Annotated in this window: 1 protein-coding gene; it reads right to left on the reverse strand. The window is 43.4% G+C overall.

The window, feature by feature from the left end; genetic code table 11:
* Window positions 1–710: hypothetical protein (locus A3766_RS30440; RefSeq protein WP_197479337.1), on the reverse strand; the 710-nt coding region annotated here is incomplete at both ends.

Raw genomic sequence — 710 nt, forward strand, 5'->3', positions numbered from 1 at the left:
TGGCGCTATAGTATTTTAAACTCGATAAAGCATCCCTTTGCGTGATTACTGCTCGTTCGAATAAACCATTAGCCGCATAAACGGCAGCAGCAGTGTCTAGAAAAAGAGGGCGGTCTGAAAGGTCCTCATCATCGATGATATCCTCTATCATTTCTAAAGCACGTTGCGGGTTTCTAAATGAATCATTGGGATATGTTGCCAGCCACCAAGCATAGAAAGCATTGGAGCTGTCAAAAACCTGGTTTTCAATCGATTTCTCAAAATAGTAGCGTGCATTGTCAAGATTACGCTCAGTCCCGTGCCCAACCAGGCTGCTATGCGCTAATACTGCCAATGCCCAATAATACTCCTGGTACTTTTCGCTTTTCAGGATTTTAAAAGCTAATGACTTATCTGGCTCTTCAGTGTCAGCAAGAATTTGGTAGGCTTTTATCAAGGGTATGTAATAGTCATAAGCTTGGTCATAGCGCCCATAATCTGCTTTTTCTGCGATATCGAGATAAAGACGGGATTTTTCCAGATCTCTAGGGACTTGATAGTCGAGGATATAAAGGTTCGCTGCATGCAATGCGGGAATTCGGTAGCCGAGCTTTGCGTCCTGCTCGAAATAATGAAGGGCTTCAGGATAGTTGTGTGCTTCTAGATTTTGTAAGGCTTGTCTAAAGTTCGTTGCACAGGCGCTGAGTTGGATTACTAGAGCTATCACTAGT

The organism is Oleiphilus sp. HI0132 (assembly GCF_001635845.1).